At 33.3% G+C, this 18,528-nt stretch carries 12 protein-coding genes; 1 reads left to right on the forward strand and 11 read right to left on the reverse strand.

The genetic code is table 11. From position 1 onward, the window contains the following. Positions 1 to 26 precede the first annotated feature (26 nt). From GQ45_RS04065 to GQ45_RS04105, 9 genes are all read right to left on the reverse strand, one after another. Positions 27 to 1,385: a DUF4832 domain-containing protein gene (locus tag GQ45_RS04065; RefSeq protein WP_047420012.1), complete on the reverse strand. Its 1,359-nt coding sequence runs from the start codon at positions 1,383 to 1,385 to the stop codon at positions 27 to 29. A 14-nt stretch (positions 1,386 to 1,399) separates the two neighbouring features. Further along, entirely contained in the window at positions 1,400 to 2,773 is a 1,374-nt protein-coding gene (locus GQ45_RS04070; RefSeq protein WP_369798268.1) for a Gfo/Idh/MocA family protein, read from the reverse strand. A 61-nt stretch (positions 2,774 to 2,834) separates the two neighbouring features. Then, positions 2,835 to 4,304: a RagB/SusD family nutrient uptake outer membrane protein gene (locus GQ45_RS04075; RefSeq protein ID WP_047415338.1), complete on the reverse strand. Its 1,470-nt coding sequence runs from the start codon at positions 4,302 to 4,304 to the stop codon at positions 2,835 to 2,837. 15 nt (positions 4,305 to 4,319) lie between these two features. After that, positions 4,320 to 7,601 carry a TonB-dependent receptor gene (locus GQ45_RS04080; protein WP_197056919.1) on the reverse strand — a complete coding sequence of 1,094 codons (3,282 nt, stop codon included), beginning with the start codon at positions 7,599 to 7,601 and terminating at the stop codon, positions 4,320 to 4,322. A gap of 524 nt (positions 7,602 to 8,125) precedes the next feature. Next, positions 8,126 to 10,054, reverse strand: a complete 1,929-nt coding sequence (gene nagB, locus GQ45_RS04085) for a glucosamine-6-phosphate deaminase (RefSeq protein ID WP_047415340.1) — start codon at positions 10,052 to 10,054, stop codon at positions 8,126 to 8,128. A gap of 35 nt (positions 10,055 to 10,089) precedes the next feature. Then, on the reverse strand, positions 10,090 to 11,406 hold the full coding sequence (locus GQ45_RS04090; protein WP_052188115.1) for a sugar MFS transporter: 1,317 nt from the start codon (positions 11,404 to 11,406) through the stop codon (positions 10,090 to 10,092). Between the two features lie 10 nt (positions 11,407 to 11,416). Then, positions 11,417 to 12,352: an NAD-dependent epimerase/dehydratase family protein gene (locus GQ45_RS04095; protein WP_047415343.1), complete on the reverse strand. Its 936-nt coding sequence runs from the start codon at positions 12,350 to 12,352 to the stop codon at positions 11,417 to 11,419. Beyond that, positions 12,349 to 13,440 carry a phosphotransferase enzyme family protein gene (locus GQ45_RS04100; RefSeq protein ID WP_047415345.1) on the reverse strand — a complete coding sequence of 364 codons (1,092 nt, stop codon included), beginning with the start codon at positions 13,438 to 13,440 and terminating at the stop codon, positions 12,349 to 12,351. Before GQ45_RS04100 ends, GQ45_RS04095 begins: the two co-directional genes overlap by 4 nt. 1 nt (position 13,441) lies before the next feature. Further along, positions 13,442 to 14,341 (reverse strand): sugar phosphate nucleotidyltransferase, encoded by a 900-nt coding sequence (locus tag GQ45_RS04105; protein ID WP_047415347.1) that lies wholly within the window; start codon positions 14,339 to 14,341, stop codon positions 13,442 to 13,444. A gap of 193 nt (positions 14,342 to 14,534) precedes the next feature. Between GQ45_RS04105 and GQ45_RS04110 the strand changes: the two genes are divergently transcribed. Further along, positions 14,535 to 15,572 (forward strand): substrate-binding domain-containing protein, encoded by a 1,038-nt coding sequence (locus tag GQ45_RS04110; RefSeq protein WP_047415349.1) that lies wholly within the window; start codon positions 14,535 to 14,537, stop codon positions 15,570 to 15,572. Position 15,573: 1 nt separating this feature from the next. Here GQ45_RS04110 and GQ45_RS04115 read toward each other — a convergent pair whose 3' ends face one another. Next, the gene (locus tag GQ45_RS04115; protein ID WP_047415351.1) at positions 15,574 to 16,215 is read right to left on the reverse strand and encodes a sugar-binding protein; all 642 of its coding nucleotides are present in this window, start codon (positions 16,213 to 16,215) and stop codon (positions 15,574 to 15,576) included. A gap of 1,051 nt (positions 16,216 to 17,266) precedes the next feature. Next, positions 17,267 to 18,526, reverse strand: a complete 1,260-nt coding sequence (locus GQ45_RS04120; RefSeq protein ID WP_047415353.1) for a site-specific integrase — start codon at positions 18,524 to 18,526, stop codon at positions 17,267 to 17,269. Positions 18,527 to 18,528: the final 2 nt, after the last annotated feature.

An 18,528-nucleotide genomic window follows, 5' to 3' on the forward strand; every position in this document is an offset into this window, starting at 1 on the left:
TTTTTTAGAATGTTTAGTTTTCGTATTTAATTTATAATTAGTGTATGACCTAATTTATTAAAACCAGTTTCTGCCTCCCAAACGTTTGTATTTGCTAATCGAATTTTATATTCATTTCTTTCGGCTAATTCTGAAGAAGCGTCATTAATTTCCATTAATAATTCATAAGTGTCCGCAGGAATATTACTTAAGGAAACAGTTTCGCTTAAATTGTAGCTTATTTTAGGTATTACTTTGCGCACGTCAAAAGTTAATTTTTTCTTGTAAATAGCGCCAGTGGTCTTTGAACGAAATACAAGGTTTGTATTCTTTGTATTGTATACTGGTGCAAAACCAATATTATTTATGGTGACATTAATTTGAAAACTGGAACTGGCCATATTGGAAAACTCAGCACTTTGAAAAGCCAATCTATAACCTAGTTTTCGCTGAAAATCGTTAAAGCAATTGGCATCTTTCCAACCTTGTAAAACTGGTCCATAATAGTCTAGGTTTAAATAGGTCCATTTTAGCAGTTCCATCTCACTAGTAGCTGTTAGACATGTGGCTAGAGGAATTCCTGAAGGAGGACAGGTTTCGCCACCAGTTGGAACATACAAAGCTTCTTGACTAATAAATTGTTTTTCAATGATTACATTTTCATAGGTACCATAATCATTTGAACTAGCTAAAAAGCAATCATTATGAAAACCTACTCTTGCTATATCCGAAAGACTATAGCCCACATCGGCATTCATTGCTGAGGAATAATTAAATATTTGTTGCTTATAGAGTGGTGTTCGCAATTGGATTTTAATTTCCGGCGGAAAAGCATCCAATAGTTTCGTCATCACTGCTTTTTTATTTTCAATCGATGTTAATCCGTTTGTAGTGTAATACCATTCTCCCCAAGAACCTATAAATCCAGCTTGTACAAAAGCAATAACATCTGCATTTACTGCGAATATTGGTTTCAACTGATCTAAATGTGTTTCAATAACGTTTAGAGCAGCATCTGTACTCTCCTGATTTTCGTTATAGGCAAAACGAAGTACACATTTAATTCCAGCATTTCGCAAACGTTCGAAATCTGTTTTAATGAGATTTAGTTGAGTTTCACTTAAAGCTGTTTCCTTGAATTTTTCAAGATTATATAATCTTAAAATGAGGGTTACATTTTCACCTTTAAGATTCGCTAAGTATACTTCGTTTAAAGGCGTACCTTCAGAAGCAACTGACAACGAATGCATAAAGCCTCTTTCGGGATTTGAAAAAACATCATTCGAAACAGTGTATGATATTTTATTTATTCCTATTTCTTCTGTTTCCTCATTTGGACTGTCTCCATTGCTTTGACAACTAGAGTTGACCATTAAAAAAAGTAATCCAACGGTTAAAAATTTCATCCTTTATTTTTTTATTAATAATTATTTTTCATCCAGTTGTATGGCGTTCTTTTCACCCAAGTGCCTCTGGTAAAGTCTGGAAAATTTTGAGGTTCTCCATTATTCTCAATAGACATTTCTGAAAGAGGTGTAATAGCGCTCCAGGCGGCAGCATCGTAAGCATCCATTGGAGGGGCAACATTTAATTTAGCAGCTTCCACAAATGCATTAATCACAAAGAAATCCATACCTCCATGTCCAGAATCATTAGCCAATTCTCCATATTTTTGCCATAATGGATGGTCGTATTTCTCCAACCATTTATCTGCAACATCCCATTGATGAGCTTCTGTTGTACCATCAATGTGAATTCTATTTCCATCATCTTCCCATAGTCCATTTGCCCCTTGGACTCTGAATCCCAACGAATAGGGTCTAGGAAGATTGGTGTCATGAGTAATTAGTATAGTTTCTCCATTGGTGGTTTCAACGGTTGATGTAATGACATCGCCAAGCTTAAATTTTAGTTTGGCATTTGGATGATTTTCACCACCAACTTTAACTATATAATTATGTAATCCAATACCTTTTGTCGCATGGGACGTAATTGAAGAAAACCTATTTCCTCTATTAATATTACACATTGCCGCTATTGGCCCAATACCATGAGTTGGATAAACATCGGCGTTTCTTAATAGTGAATGTTGGGTTCTCCATTTTGCTTCGGAAATTCCTTTATCGCCAAATTCAGCACCAACGTGTTCAGGATTAATTCCATCATTAAATTTTATATGACGTAAATCATGTTGATATCCACATCTAAAATGAATTAATTCTCCAAATACATCTTGCTTTACCATATTCAATACAGCCATGATGTCTCTTCTATAATTCACATTCTCAAGGATCATTAAATGGGTTCCTGTTTCTTCATGTGTATTGACTAAGTCCCAGCATTCTTCCATTGTATTTGCAGCAGAAACTTCTAAACCAGTATATTTACCAGCTCTCATAGTATCTTTTGCCATTCGAGTGTGCCATAACCAAGGCGTAGCAATAATAACTGCATCTACATTATCCAATGCTAAAAGATTCCTGTAATCATAATCATCTTTACCAAAGACTATTGGTTTTTTAAATTTTTTACTTGTAATTAACTCCGTTGCGCGGGTGATTCTTGTAGGATCAACATCGCAAATGGCAGTGATGTCTACGTCATTTCTTAAAAGTAAATTATTTAGATGGTTAGTTCCGCGGAGTCCAACACCTATTAATCCTACCTTTAATTTTTCTTTATTTGAATCCATACCAAAAGTAAAACCTGGTAATAAGGTAATACCCGTTCCAACGATTGCAGATTTCTTTATAAAATTTCTTCTAGAGTCCATATTTTTCTCTTTCTTGTCCATAAGATTTTAAAAAGACTGTTTTTTTGCCAAAACAGTTAAACAGTCTTTTGGTCATCTTAAATTAGTTGTATCCAGGATTTTGTAAAAAATTACCTTTTCCTTCACTTATACGGGCTAAAGAAAATGGGAATAATGCTTTGTATGGAGCACTTTGACTAGCAACTCCATTAAGAGCATTAGCATATTCAGTGTATTTCCCATGTCTAATTAAATCAGATCGATACTGCCCATTTTCACACCAATATTCATGAGATCTTTCAAGAAGTATCATTGTATTAAACGAGTCAATATCCGCAAAATCCGCCAAGATAATATCATCTAAACCTGCTCTATTTCTAACCTCATTCACTAAATCTATGGCCTCTTGAGAAGGTGTTCCTGTTTTATTAGCCAAAGCTTCTGCTTTGGATAACAATACATCTGCATACCGGTAAATAATCATATCGATGGTTGTTAAACCTGGCAACTGTGGATCTAAACCAATTTTTAATGGTATAGGACCTAATTGCATTACGTTGGCCGGATTGGATCTATTATAAAGAACTCCATCAGTTCCAGTATATTCCGCAATCAAATTTGTTTTTCTTACATCATTTGTCTCAAAAGAATCATAAAATTGCCAAGAACTTTGTACCGTTCCAAAACCTTGAACTCCAGGAAAGTTATTGGGTGCCGCCATAAGTTGCCATTGATTTTCACTTGTGCCAGCATAATCAGCAGGTACAGCCCATATTACTTCTTTACTTTCAATTGGGGCATTAACTTGCCATAAACCAACATAATCAGGATCTAATTCATAATGATTCATTTGCATGATTAAGTTGGCTTGTGTTTCTACATCGGCCCATCTTTTTTGATGTAAATACAATCTAATTAATAGCATTCTAGCCATACCTTGACTAAAGCGACCATAAACAGCCTCATCTGGAGTTGGTAAATCTTCAGCGGCATCTAAAAGATCATTTTCTATAAAATCTACGGTTTGCTGTTCACTTAATCTCGCTAATGGATTTTCAATTAATGGATTTTGTAATACCTCAAGAGGAGCAATAACCAAACCTCCATACATATCAAAAAGTTCATAGGCAAGAAGGCCTCGAGCACATTTAATCTCTGCAATTCCAGCTTTTTTTACATTTTCATTGATATCTGAATTTTCAATACGATCAATGTTTAAGGTCATTGAACTAATTTGATTATAAAAGACATCATAATACCGCGTAAATGCAGTTAAGGTTGGATTATAACTATGCAATGTGGCTTGCTGTTGTTGTCCGTAAGGTCCTTGTAATATTTCGGTTGTTGCATCTAATGTAAACATAAGACCTGTTTCCGCTGTCGCATGTATCCCATTGGCATAACCACCTCTTAAAGGGAAATAAGCTGCGACAACTAATGCTTGTACATCCGCTTCAGATGAAGGAAAAATACTAGGATTAATTTCGTCAAAATTAACAGATTTTAATTCTGGATCACATCCAGAAAGTATTATTAGTAATGAACTAAGAATATATATTTTGAAATTTTTCATATCTACACTATTTTATTAAAATTTTAAATCAATTCCTAAAGTGAAGGTTCTAACATTTGGATATGCGGCGGTATATGCATCTGTTTCAGGATCAATACCATTGTAAGGAGTAATTACAAAAAGATTTTGTCCATCCAATCTGATATTGCCACCAGAAATATATTTTCCAAACCATTTTTGGGGTAAGGCATAACCTAATGAAACATTTTGAAGCCTAATAAACCAGGCATCCTGTAAAAAGAAATCACCCGAATCGTATTGAGAAAAACCGTAATGCGATGCAGGTCTAGTTGTTGAAGGGTTTTCAGGAGTCCAACGGTCTAAAACACTTCTTAAAGCATTTCGTCCATTCGCTGCAACACCCACTGCTGTTACTCCATAAGCAAAGTCAGTCTGGTCAACAATTTTACGCCCAAACATTCCATTAAAATTGAAATTTAATGAAAAATTCTTATAGCGGATAGTATTGCTAAAACCTGCAATAAAATCGGGATCTGAAGAACCTAAAAGTACAATATCGGCTTGATCAATTATACCATCTGCTTCTCCAGTTCGTAAGAATACTCCGTTTTCATCCACAACTGGATTTCCAAAACTATCTCTTTGAAACCCGTTTATATCTTTCAGTTTAATTTGTCCTGGAAATAAATCAGGTTGGGCAACTACAGTTTCACCGGCCTGCATAATCCCATCTGACAAATAGGTGAACTGCGCTCTAATTGGATCATCTTCACTTTCAAAAACCGAAGGCTTAAAATCAGGAGCGCGCTCTTTCCAACGATCATCATATTTAGAAAATATAAAAGTACTATTCCAAGAAAAGTCTTTAGAAGCTACGTTTACTGTATTCAGTGTAAGTTCTACCCCTTTACTCTGAGTTGTACCAACATTAGCCCAAACCGTATTTATTTCATTATAGGAGTTGATAGGTTTTAGTTGTAACAAATCTGAAATTTGTTTATTATATACTTCAATTGATCCGGAAAATCTTTGATTAAAAAAACCAAAATCTAATCCTAGGTTCAACTCGGTGGTTGTTTCCCACTTTAAATCTGGATTGGCCAAACGAGAAGCAAAAACACCTACTAATAATGATTCGTCAGGATTTAAATAGGCAGGATTTGCGAAATAAGCAGCAAAAGCATTTCCTCCTATATCTGCGTTACCCGTTTCACCATATCCAACTCTTAATTTTAATTGAGATATTTTATTTGTATTATCTTTTATAAAAGATTCTTCGGCTAAATTCCAACCAATAGCAACCGATGGAAATATTCCATATTTATTATTGTCAGCAAAAACGCTTGCTCCATCTTTTCTAACGGTTGAGGTAAAAATATAGCGATCCTTATAAACATAATTAATACGACCAAAATAGGAAACAAAGTTATTTTCTAATTTAGTTGAGCTTAATGTTTTTACCCCCGCACCTGCATTCAGGTTATTCCATAAAAAAGCGTCGGTAATGAAATCTGTGTTTCCCGCTGAAGAAGCTTCTGAATTGAATGATTGTTGTGAATAACCTAGTAGAAAGTTTAAGCTATGATCTTCTAAAATCGTTTTGGTATAATTAAGTGTAATATCTAATAATTTATCATTCTTTCTATTATTACTTATCGACGCTCTACCATTTACTTGTTCCCCTCTCAATGTAGTTCTAGGTAAGTACGTATTTCTACTTCCACCTCCTTGATCTATACCCGCTTGAACACGCGCAGTTAAACCAGTTATAGGCTTAAGTTCTAAGTAAAAGTTTGTTAATGTTCTATCAATAACACCTTTATCCGTTATCGTAAGCAGCGAAAAAGGATTTGGTTCCACTGCATTATCGGGATTTGTCGGATAATTACCAAAGGCATCAATTGCTTCGATGATAGGACTTTGTTGAATTGCAGACCGAATAATTCCTGAATTTTCAAATGGTTGATCACCTAATTGTGTGTTGTCATTATTTATGCGGCTCAAGGTCATATTTACACCCAAATTCACATAATCATTTATTTTTTGGTCAATATTTAAACGCAATGATGATCTTTCGAAAGCAGAATTTTTAGGAACCCCTTTTTGCTCAAATAAGTTTCCCGAGAGATAATATTTTGTAGATTCTGAACCTCCTTGTACGGCAATGTTATGTTGTTGAATACTTCCGTTTCTTGTAACCAAACCTAGCCAATCTGTACCTGTACCAGCATTTCTAATTTGTTCATCAGAATAGAAACGGGTAAAAGCGACACCATTCACTGGACTTGAGATTGCTTCTTCTAAAGTTCTATTGCTATAGGGAGCAATTCTATTTTGAAAAGCCCAATTTTCGAAAGCTGCTTCGTTTCGCAATTGCATCCATTCTTTTAAATCCAAAACATCATAATCATCATTATAGGCTTGGTATGAAAAAGAGGATGAATAATCTACTTGCACTTTCCCTGTTTTACCTTTCTTTGTTGTGATCAGAATAACTCCATTTGCAGCTCTTGCACCATAAATTGCAGTAGAACTTGCATCTTTTAAAACTTCAATAGATGCAATATCATTTGGGTTGAATGAATTTAATATATTCTGTGTTCCACCATCATAAATATTACCACTTCCTGGTTGTTGAAAATCAGTTATAGGAAATCCATCGACAACAATTAATGGTTGATTACTTGCATTAATTGAACCTGCGCCTCTTATTTGAATATCCAAACCGCCTCCAGGTTGGGCACTATTTTGAGTAATCTGCAAACCAGAAACACGCCCCTGCAAGGCTTGTCCAATAGATGGCGTTGATGATAAAACCAACTCTTCACTTTTCACCGAAGAGATTGCTCCTACCAAATCCTTTTTTCTTTGGGTACCGTAACCAACAACAACAACTTCTTCTAAACTGGTGGTATCAGGAGACATTTTAATGTTGATCTCGGTTTGATTGGAAATCAGTATTTCCTGAGCTAAATAACCCACATAAGTCACTACTAAAGTTGTACTTCCTTCTGGTACTGCTATTGCATATTCACCGTCAAAATTAGTAGTCACCCCATTAACAGTGCCTTTTAGAACTACAGAGGCTCCAGGTAATGGCTGATTATTTTCATCAACCACTTTTCCAGTAATCTCTATTTGCTGTAAACTAGCATTATTTAGTCTGAATACGCTTCCTGTTTCATCGTTCTCTAATTTGAAAGAACTATTCGTATTTGGTACGTATGTTGCTGCATTAATTTTTATAAAAAATAGTAATAATAAAATGAGCATAAGCTTCATTTTGGGATCAAATTTTAGAGTTCCTTGACCCCGTAATTTCTTGAGTTGTTCCATATTTTGGTATGATTTAGTTAATTAGTAATTCTTTCAGTTCAATTTTTCTAATGTAGTTGAAACGCGTGTTGTATTTTAATTTAGCCTCTATTTTGTAATCTGAATATTTCATCTATTGTTTTAATTCAATGCTTATTTTGGTTTTATGTGTTCGAGCACATTTTTATAAAAAAAAATAGTTGTTCTTAATTTATGTGCTATCCTAACCTAGCATATTGCTAATATATATGAATTTATTTAATTGACAATGCAAATTAGAATAAATATGTGCTCGAACACATATATTTTTAAAATTTGCTTAATTTTAATCATTCCTTCCTAAAAAAATGGGGTAACCTGCGCATTAAGATCTATTTAATTGCATCATAATCCCTATTATAAACTATGAAACAATTTTTATTCAAAAACCAACAGTCCAATCAAATTCATTTTTCTAGACAGAAGGACGCGATTAGCATATTACAAAATATTTTTTTAAAAAACTTATTTATTAAGATATACCTATTTTACTTGCTTGTTCGCCATCAGAAATGCCATCTTACAAAAGCTTCCATAGCTGCATAATGTGATAAACCTAGTTCATCATACAAATCAGCTGTTTCTTTATTTCTATCTTCAGCGCGTTGCCAAAACTCTCGACTATCGGCTCCTTGAAACACGACACCATCTTTTTGTGATTGGTGCTTAAAAATACCTTTACGTTTTTCCAATACTTGATCCGGTCCTAAGGGTATGGCCATCTCTATCTCATCTATTGCCCACTCCTGCCATGCTCCTCTATACAGCCAAACCCAGCAATCTTTCATATATTTTTTTGACTTTAATTCCTGTACAGCTGCGAAAATAGCATCTAAACAAACTTTATGAGTCCCATGGGGATCTGCCAAATCTCCAGCAGCATAAATCTGATGTGGTTTTATTTTGTCAATTAAGTCTAAAGTTATTTTGACATCTGCAATACCAATTGGATTTTTCTTTATAGCTCCCGTTTCATAAAAAGGAAGATTCATAAAATGAATTTGTTCATCTGGAATACCTACAAAATGACAGGTAGCTCTGGCCTCACCTTTTCTAATTAAACCCTTTATAAATCTTACCTCTTCCGTGTCTATCTCACTAGATTTTTTGTTCTTAAGAAATGCTGCTGCTTTTTTATAGATTTCTTTGGATTCAAGACTTTCTATTCCGAACTTATCATTATAATCACAAACAAAACTTGCAAAACGAAGTGTTTCATCATCTGCAACAGCAATATTACCTGACGTTTGATAGCCAACGTGCACTTCATGCCCTTGCTCATGTAATCGTTTAAAAGTTCCGCCCATACTAATAATATCATCATCTGGATGTGGACTAAAAATAAGCACACGCTTTTTTTCAGGTTCTGCACGTTCAGGACGATTGCTGTCATCTGCATTTGGCTTCCCTCCTGGCCAACCTGTAATCGTATGTTGTAATTTATTGAATATTTTAATGTTAATATTATATGCAGGCCCTGAATCTGCCAATAAATCACTCATGCCATTTTCAATATAATCAGCATCTGTTAGCATCAAAATTGGCTTTTTTAAATGAATTGCTAAACTTAATACTGCTTTTCTAATTAGTTTATCTGTCCAAATAATTTTTTCAACGAGCCAAGGGGTATTAATTCTTGTTAATTTTGAAGACGCCGCTTTATCTAAAACAAAAGTTGCGTTATGATGTTCTTGTAAATAAGAAGCAGGGATATTACTGGTTACTTCACTTTCTACTGAAGCCTTAATAATATTGGATTTTCCTTCTCCCCAAGCCATAAGCATAACTCTTTTCGCTTCCATGATTTTTTTAACACCTAAGGTAATAGCAGTTCTTGGTGTATTTTCTAAACCGCCAAAGTCACCGCTAGCTGCCACTCTAGTAATATGATCTAGAGCTACTAAGCGAGTTTTTGAATTTTGAAGAGAACCAGATTCATTAAACCCAATATGACCATTTCCTCCAATTCCTAAAATCTGTAAGTCTATACCGCCCAAGGCTTCAATTTTTGCTTCATACTGGTCGCAATAATCAGCAATCTCTTCCTTAGATAATAAACCATTTGGGACGTAGCAGTTTTCAGGTAATATGTCAATATGATTAAATAATTGCTCTTTCATAAAACGAACATAACTATTAACAGCATCAGGTTCCATTGGATAATATTCATCTAAATTGAAGGATACGACATTCTTAAAACTTAAACCTTCTTCCTTATGTAGCCGCACCAATTCAGCATACAGGCCTTTTGGAGAAGACCCCGTAGCCAATCCCAATATACAAGGTTGTTTTTGAGATTGTTTAACCTTGATAAGGTTTGCAATTTCTTGTGCTACTGCCTTTGATGCTATAGTAGAATTTTCATAAACTATGGTACCTATATTTTCAAATCTTTTTTCAAAGCCTGTTGCTTTATCAATACTACTTATAGTCATAGCGTATATTTATTTTTTTTGCGTTAAAATTTATATTATTTGGTTCTCCAACTTTTAAGTTTATGCCCCGAAATGGCAAAAAAGAGAATTAGGATGTAACAAGGAATTAAAATCCAATAACTACTCGTAGCTGCTTCAGCAATGGCCGTATTTTCTGCTACTCCATTTGTGATTAAATTAAGTTTATTGGCATCAACTATTCGTCCATATAATGGTGGAATAATAGCTCCTCCAGATATGGCCATGATTAATAAGGCTGACGCCGTTTTTGTAAATTTACCCAGACCCATTAAAGTTAAAGGCCAAATAGCTGGCCATACCAAAGCATTGGCAATACCTAATGCTGCTACAAACAGTACCGAGGTAAATCCTGTGGTATTTAAAATGCAAATACTAAAAACAATCCCTAAAAAAGCACTTGCAATTAAAGCCGTTCGCTGCTTTAAATATTTCGGAATTAAAAACACCCCAATTGCATAAGTAGCTACCATAGCCAAAAGTGTATAAGTCGTAAAGAATTTTGCTTCTTCTCCTGTAAATCCTAAAGATATTCCGTAGGCAATAATAGTATCTCCTGCAATAACTTCTGCTCCTACATATACAAATAAGGCTAATACTCCCAACCATAAATGTGGAAATTGAAAGATGCTCGTTTTTACCTGGGTTCCGTCTTTTACTTCTGTAGTTTCGTTGGCTTCAACATTCGGTAATGGCGCTTTTCGAATTAAAATTCCTAATACAACTAGAACAATAGCCATTACAATGTAAGGTACAAAAACACTATCCGCCATTGTATCCAAAAGCACCCCTTTTTCTTGTATCGTAGCTGAGGATAATTTTGCTTTGACTTCATCTATGCCTGATAATAATATGGCTCCAAAAATTAAAGATCCTAATGCGCCTGCTGTTTTATTGGCTATGCCCATAATGGCTATACGCTTAGCACCACTTTCTATAGGTCCTAAAATTGTAATGTAAGGATTGGCAGCCGTTTGTAACAAAGTCATTCCTAAACCCTGAATAAAAATTCCAGTTAAAAACACCCAATAGGTCCTTGCTTCTGCTGCAGGGATAAAAATTAATGCCCCAATAGCCATAATAAAAAGTCCTAAAGACATCCCTTTTCGATATCCTATTTTTTTTAAAATATAGGAAGCTGGGAGCGCCATAACTACAAATGAAATGTAAGAAGCCGTTGCTACGAGATAAGATTGCGCATCGGTTAATTCATTGATTGTTTTCATAAACGGAATTAAAGCGCCATTTATCCAGGTTACAAAACCAAAAATAAAAAATAAGCCTGCTATTATTGCTATAGGTATTACCGTGCTTTTTTGATTGTTATTCGTCATCATGTTAGTTTTAGTAGTTTATTTTAGCGCTTAATTGTGCATCGTAAAATTTTATAGTTTCTTTTAAAGAGGCTTCTATTGAATAATCAGGTTTAAAACCCAATGCATTAAATTTAGACGGATCGGCTTTTGAGTGTTTTATATCTCCTGAACGTTCTTCTAAAAATTGTATCTCAGATCTTGAATTTGTTAATTCAATAATTTTTTGTGCCAATTCTAAAATTGAAGTGCTGTGACCAAGTGCTACATTAAAAGTTCCTTTTCCTACTTTTGAAGCCAGTATGTTTGCTTTAACCACGTCTTTTACATAAATGAAATCTCTGGTTTGCAATCCATCCCCATAAATTGTGATTGTTTTATTTTGTAAAGCATTATTTATAAAAATTGGAACTGCAGCGGCATAAGCGGATTTTGGATTTTGACGTGGTCCAAATACATTAAAATATCGGAGGGATATCGTCGGTACTTTGTATTGATCCGAGAACATGTTAAGATAATACTCACCATCTAATTTTGTTATTGCATATGGTGTCTTCGGATCTGGAGTCATCGTTTCAACTTTAGGAGAAACTAAATTATCACCATAATTTGCTGCCGAGGTCGAAAGCACTACTTTACAATTTAAATTATTCTTAGCAGCATCTAGAATATTTAAAGTTCCTATAGTATTGATGTCTATACATTCTTTAATTTTCAATAAAGACTCTGGTACACTAACCAATGCTGCTAGATGAAAAACACCATTTGTGTTTGTAATAATTCTCTCGAGTTGTTTCTTGTTTCGAATATCTTCTTCAAAAAACCGAACATTTAATCCTTCTAGGTTTTTTTCAAATCCCGTTCTTAAACTATCAATTACGGTAACTTGATGTCCCATTTGCACCAAATATTCTACAATATGACTTCCTATAAAGCCTGCTCCACCCGTTACAATATAATTTTTCATTTTATTTGAGTGCTAATTATTTCCATTTCTTTAAACTGATCTGCTAAACTTTCAATCAATTTAAATTGATTTTTAGAACGGTCTAAATTATGTTCTGGATAGGCTGTTTTATAGTAAATGTCATGATTTAAATAGTCTGTTAAAAAACGTAAAGCCATGATGAAAATCATTGTTTTAGCTCCTAAAGGAAGGTATTTGATAGCACTGGGTGTAAGCTCTGATTTAAGTTGTTCTAAAAATCCTTTAACATACGCTTTGTAGTATTCTATATTGAATGCTACTTTTTCTAGATCCTTTTCATCTTCCGTGGCAGTATTACAAATAGTTCTTATGGCATCACCAAAATCATAATGAACTATACCTGGCATTATAGTATCCGTATCTATAACACAAAGTCCTTTATTATTCTTATCAAAAAGTATGTTTGATATTTTTGTGTCGTTGTGTGTTACTCTTAATTTTATTTTTCCTGATTCTTTTAATTTTTGAATAATATGCATTTCATCTTTTAAGCACCATACCAATTCAATATACTTTTGAGCTTTTTTCAACCTTACGTCAGAGGCCACCTTTAGCGCTTCTTCAAACTGAGTAAATCGAAAAGACATATCATGAAATTTCGGAATAACTTCAATTAATTGACTAGCATCAAAATCACTAGTTAAATTCAGAAAATCACCAATTAGCTTTCCGCCCTCATATGCAACATTCGCAGAGTTAACTGTTTCAAATGTGACACTATCATTAATATAAATCATCAAATTCCAATAATTACCATCGATGTCAAGACAATAATTATTACCTTCAATTGTTTCAACAAATGAGAGTACGCGACGTTTTAATTCATTAGGATTTAGATATCCTAATTTTTTTCGTAAATGCCTACTAACAAGAACCTTGTTATTTATTAATCCTGGAATATCCTTAAAAACTCCTCGATTAATCTGTTGTAGTATGTAAAAATTATTTGTTGTCGTTTCAATTAAAAATGTGTCATTAATATGACCAGAAGCTAACTGCTTATATGAAATAAGCTGATCTGTATTGCTAAATTCCGCGTAAATAGATTTTAATTTCTCTAATATCATATTACCATAGTTTCGAAGGATAAACAGTATTCTTTATTAATTTTTCAATTTCATCTTGAACAATTTCTTTATCTTCTTTATAGGTAACACCAAACCATTGCGCATCAGATTTTAAAACTTTTACAGTAGCTATTCCTGATTTTAATATCTCGTTGACAACGGAGGGAATGAAAAATTCAGCTTTTAAATTATTTTTGTTCTCTTCAAGAAATTTTTCAAAAAGTACCCAACCAAATTCGAAGCATTTTGGTGTAAATCCCCAAAAATTCATAGAAACAATAGTGTCACCATGAATGGGAATAAAATGACCCTTATCATCCTTTCTTATGAGCTCATTATTGCGCTTTTCGATATGTGTTCGTTCAGTTACATCAGTTAAGTAATCCGTCTCATTAATTTGACACTCCCCTCTTGATACATACCCATTTTCAGAAACAGTATTTTTCAAATAATAGGCCATTGTGCTAAAATGATACGAATTTTCGTCTGTATTTCTTAAATAGTCTGCCATCATTTGAAAGGCTTCTTTGCCGTAAAAATCATCAGCATTTATTATCGCAAAATTTTCTTTAACAACATCTTTAACCATTAAAAGCGCATGACCAGTTCCCCATGGTTTTGTTCGTTCCGGATTTTGATATTTTTTTGGCACACTTTCTATTTCTTGAAAAACGTAAGCGACCTTAGCTTTTCCTGCCAATTTTTTGTCAAATATTTCTTTAAATTCCTTCTCAAAGCTTTTTCTGATTATAAACACAAATTTTCCAAATCCAGCTTGTAATGCATCGTAAATTGAAAAATCCATAATCGTAGCACCGTCTAAAGTGACCGTATCAAGTTGCTTTAATCCACCGTAACGACTCCCCATTCCTGCCGCCAAAATCACTAAAGTTGGTTTCATTGTGCTCATATTTAATTAATTATTATTCTTTAAAACACATACTAATCAGTTTCTAACACGCTCAGCACTGCGCTAAAGTATAAATGAATTATGAAATAAAAAAGGAAAACGAGTAAAAATGTGCTCGAGCACATTAAATAATGTTTTCGAGCACACTATTCTAATTTCTGAAAAAGTTTTTTATCTTTGAACTATGAAGAATTATACAATAAAGGATATTGCCAAATTAGCAGATGTTTCGAAAGGAACTGTTGATAGAGTTTTGCATAACCGGGGTAAAGTATCTCAAAATGCGCTGGACAAGGTAAATGTAGTTCTTAGTGAAATAGATTACAAACCAAATTTAATTGCCAGAAATTTAAAAAATAATAAAATTTATCAAATTTGTATTTTGCTTCCTGATCCTGATTTAGATGCATACTGGCTGCCCTGTATTGAAGGTATTAATGATGCTAAGACCGAATTTAGTTCTTTTAATGTTGTCATAGAATCTTATTTTTTCGATCCCACGAGTACATCTTCTTTTATAACAATCAATCAAAAGCTATTAGAAACGCATCCAGATGCTGTATTGCTTGTGCCGCTATTTTACAAAGAAGCACTCGATGCCATTGATAATTATAATTCATTGGGTATTATTTCTGGTACATTTAATAATCAGCTAAAATCTAGAATAATTAATAGTTTTGTTGGTCAAGATTTATTTCAAAGTGGCAGAGTTGCCGCAAGTCTTTTAGATTTGCTCGTTGATAAAGGGTTAATTGCGATCATACATATTGATGAAGAATATGAAAATGCGCAGCACATGCAAGAAAAAGAAAAAGGATTTAGGAACTACTTTGCAGATAGTTTAAATCAAAAACTTGAAATTATCACCTTAAATATAAAATCTTATGATGCCCAAAATAATTTGACCGATTTCTTAAATAAGCATCTTCATTTAAAAGGTATTTTTGTTACGACTTCAAAATCATTTCAAATAGCAGAAGTTCTGTCAAAAAGAGAAGGTAAAAAGATAGCCTTTGTTGGGTACGATTTACTACAAGCTAATCTGGAATATTTACAAAAGAATGTTATTAATTTTTTAATTCATCAAAACCCAAAAAAACAAGCCTATAAAGGCTTATCATTATTGGTGGAGCATTTAATTTTTGAGAAAAAAATATCCAAAGAAGTGCTTTTACCTTTATATATTATAAATAACGAAAATGCAAAAGAGTATCTAAAATAATTTATAGCTGCACTAAATTTAATATACCAAATGATGTTGGAGTATGAAAATCTGGTAGTTTGGTATTAGGGTTCACCCAAGAAATCCAAGTAGGCTCATAACTTGAATTTTTTGTTTTATTGTACTTAGCCCTAAAGATTCCTGTTTCAATTTTATTATTTGTAATCACTTCTAGTTTTTCCAACGAAGCTATACTTATTGCACCTTCTACAGTAAAAAAATCATTTTGAATATTCGATTTAACAACTAAATCTTCTTTAGGCCAGTTCCAATCAAATTCGAACTGTCTTTTTGGATTAGCTTTAAAGTCTAAAATTCTAGAAGTAGGATCTATCTCGAGACAATAATGCGTGTGTGGTTCATTATTCTTTTTAAAAAAAAGTTCTACCCTATCTGAATTTCCAATACTTTTTTTACTGTTATCTCTTTTATCAATATTAATTTCATTATCAAAAACCTTAAAACAAAAAAATAAATTCTTCGAATCCCAAAGCGACCTAAATTCAATTCTACTAGGTATACGATCATCCCATGCAGATAAAAAATCGGATAGAACTTCAGCATTATTCCATTGCAAGTCATCTCCTTTTCCATTTATAAGCAAGGTGTCTATTTTAATATAATTTACATTATAATTTTTCATTAATCTCAATTTAAAATGCTCCGTGAATAATTGACAAGAGAAGTAAAATTTTTTGCTAACTTATTCATTTTATATATGAAATAAAAGTAAATTTATAAAAATTGTGTTCGAGCACAATATTTTATTTAAATCCTGTTAAAAGCACTATCTAATTTTTGTTATTCAAAAAATAAGCGTTGTTACTTAGTCCGTATCAGTGCGTGATTGATTGCAGCTAATGCCATCATCTTTAACAATTGATTAAAGTATTTTCCAATAAAACGAAAAAGGAATAGCAAGAGGGTAACACGCTGCGCGATGTTACAATTTTTTAATTAACTGATTTACAGTTTTTTATATGTTTTCAACGTCATCTATTCCCCTTCATTTGCGACAAATCCCCTTAAAACCTCAGTAAAATGGTACTTATTTGCGACAAATCACAGAAATACACCCTCACTTTGAATCTTTTCAAATCGGTTAAACTATAGTGTCCTCACCCTATTTCCTTTCATTCTATTTCAGGAAAAAAGGTTCGTCTAAAAGTCTTGAACACAAGACAAAAAGTAATTTGAGTTTGTATGTTTTTTTTTGAAAATTTCTTTTTGACTCACGTTCGCTTGGTCAACTTTTTAGTAACCTTTATCCATTCTGCATTTCAATAACTTGTCGCTTAGTCTTCTTTGAGTACCTTCCCTTTTTGATAGTAAAAGAACAGCATTCAAAATTAGCGGGCGCATAAAACAGATGGCGCTGCCCTCCTATTTATAGCCCTTTCCTAATTTTAAATCCTTTATAGATAATTTATATCAAAAAGGGAATGCGATTGGCTCTGAAAGAAGTAAATGAAATACAGCTCAAATCCTATTTCATTTGATCTTATTTTGAGTTCTTTTGAGGCTTTAAAAAAGGAAAATGCTCTTGGTTAAAAAAAGTAAAACCCAAATCTTACCATTAAGTACATCATCATGAATCCAGTTAGGTTTCTTTAATGTCTGGGTTGTCAAACATTAAGAAGATACTCAACTGGACTTGATGGCTTTTTTATTTTAAGCGCTTTATATTTTCAGACTTATAATTTTTGACACGTTTTCGCTGTATTATTTTTTGCATTTAAAAACTGCTCTCTCAATTTTTTCATATCATTACTAACCTTGCGTTCTATGACCTTAGCGTAAATTTGTGTGGTTGATATTCTGGAATGTCCTAACAATTTTGAAACGGTTTCTATGGGAATACCATTACTTAAAGTTACTGTAGTGGCAAAAGTGTGTCTTGCAATGTGGAAAGTGAGATTCTTTTTTATAGCACACACGTCAGCTACTTCTTTTAAATAGGCATTTAGTTTTTGATTGGATATGTTTGGAAATAGATTTTCATCCGTTTTTGATTTAATCCGATTTTTATACTTGTTGATGATTTCTAATGCCTTTGGCAATAATGGAATTCTAATAATCTTGGTTGTTTTCTCTCGTTTGTAATGAATCCACAATTCTCCATCTATGCCAATACATATATTGTCCTGCGTTAATTTAATCACATCAATGTAACTTAAGCTTGTATAACAACTGAACACAAATAAGTCTTTAACGAGTTCCAAACGTACTATAGTGAAGTGCTTCTCCTCTACTCTTTTTAATTCCGCTGAGCTTAAAAACCCTCTTTCCGTTTTAATGAATTGTGCTTTGAAGTTCATAAAAGGGTCCCGATCTATCCATCCTAATTTAAAGGCTAGGTTAATCAATTTTCGTAAGCGTTCTATATGTTTCATTACGGTATTATTCCCCATAGATTTCTGATGATCTTCAGGGATATATGCTCTTAAGTATTTTTCAAACTTAATAATGAAATTATAATCCAGTTCTCGTAAATAGATATCGGTAGTCTTATAGGATATCAAAAGAAATTTGGAGATATACTTTTGAGTAGTGTAGTAGTTCTTTTGTGTACCCCACTTTAATTTACCTTCCATATCTTCTGTATGGTAGCGAATTATATCATTTATGGAATAATTCTGCTGATCTTCTCCCAAATATCTTGACTTGATAGCTTGAGAGGTTATAAGTTTACGCTCGTTCTTTAAATCCTGATAGCTCTTAAAGAGGCTGCTATTGACCTCTTCTAAATAATTATTAAGGATTCTTGAATGTTGGTTTGTGCCTCGGACTCTACCCTTGTGGGCATCCCAATCAAATATAAGCACTTTACGTTTTAAACTTAGTGTTGCCCGTTTTCCATTGACCGTAATTCTTGCATAAATGGCGGCTTGTTTGTTTTTTGCTCTTGCACTATCTGCCCAGAACAAAATACTGAATGTTGCTGTTGTTTTCATGA

This window comes from Cellulophaga sp. Hel_I_12 (assembly GCF_000799565.1).
GTDB lineage: Bacteria > Bacteroidota > Bacteroidia > Flavobacteriales > Flavobacteriaceae > Cellulophaga.

Bases quoted from the DNA above. Each gene is read 5' to 3' on its own strand.
- GQ45_RS04065 (WP_047420012.1), bottom strand. From the start codon at position 1,385: ATGAAATTTTTAACCGTTGGATTACTTTTTTTAATGGTCAACTCTAGT.
- GQ45_RS04070 (WP_369798268.1), bottom strand. From the start codon at position 2,773: ATGGACAAGAAAGAGAAAAATATGGACTCTAGAAGAAATTTTATAAAG.
- GQ45_RS04075 (WP_047415338.1), bottom strand. From the start codon at position 4,304: ATGAAAAATTTCAAAATATATATTCTTAGTTCATTACTAATAATACTT.
- GQ45_RS04080 (WP_197056919.1), bottom strand. From the start codon at position 7,601: ATGGAACAACTCAAGAAATTACGGGGTCAAGGAACTCTAAAATTTGAT.
- nagB (WP_047415340.1), bottom strand. From the start codon at position 10,054: ATGACTATAAGTAGTATTGATAAAGCAACAGGCTTTGAAAAAAGATTT.
- GQ45_RS04090 (WP_052188115.1), bottom strand. From the start codon at position 11,406: ATGACGAATAACAATCAAAAAAGCACGGTAATACCTATAGCAATAATA.
- GQ45_RS04095 (WP_047415343.1), bottom strand. From the start codon at position 12,352: ATGAAAAATTATATTGTAACGGGTGGAGCAGGCTTTATAGGAAGTCAT.
- GQ45_RS04100 (WP_047415345.1), bottom strand. From the start codon at position 13,440: ATGATATTAGAGAAATTAAAATCTATTTACGCGGAATTTAGCAATACA.
- GQ45_RS04105 (WP_047415347.1), bottom strand. From the start codon at position 14,341: ATGAAACCAACTTTAGTGATTTTGGCGGCAGGAATGGGGAGTCGTTAC.
- GQ45_RS04110 (WP_047415349.1), top strand. From the start codon at position 14,535: ATGAAGAATTATACAATAAAGGATATTGCCAAATTAGCAGATGTTTCG.
- GQ45_RS04115 (WP_047415351.1), bottom strand. From the start codon at position 16,215: ATGAAAAATTATAATGTAAATTATATTAAAATAGACACCTTGCTTATA.
- GQ45_RS04120 (WP_047415353.1), bottom strand. From the start codon at position 18,526: ATGAAAACAACAGCAACATTCAGTATTTTGTTCTGGGCAGATAGTGCA.